Annotated in this window: 1 rRNA gene; it reads left to right on the top strand. The window is 51.0% G+C overall.

Going from position 1 to position 255, the window contains the following annotated elements:
- A 16S ribosomal RNA gene (locus GCN74_RS28490) occupies positions 1-255 on the top strand; the annotation flags it as partial.

Here is a 255-nt window from a genome sequence, read left to right as displayed (position 1 = left end):
TACGGTCGCAAGATTAAAACTCAAAGGAATTGACGGGGACCCGCACAAGCGGTGGATGATGTGGATTAATTCGATGCAACGCGAAAAACCTTACCTACCCTTGACATGGATGGAATCCCGGAGAGATCTGGGAGTGCTCGAAAGAGAACCATTACACAGGTGCTGCATGGCTGTCGTCAGCTCGTGTCGTGAGATGTTGGGTTAAGTCCCGCAACGAGCGCAACCCTTGTCATTAGTTGCTACGAAAGGGCACTC

Origin of the sequence: Janthinobacterium sp. FT14W (genome assembly GCF_009208755.1) — a bacterium.
Taxonomy (GTDB): domain Bacteria; phylum Pseudomonadota; class Gammaproteobacteria; order Burkholderiales; family Burkholderiaceae_D; genus Janthinobacterium; species Janthinobacterium violaceinigrum.
Note: the sequence above shows the minus strand (reverse complement) of the source record. Positions and strands in the feature narration are given on the sequence as shown.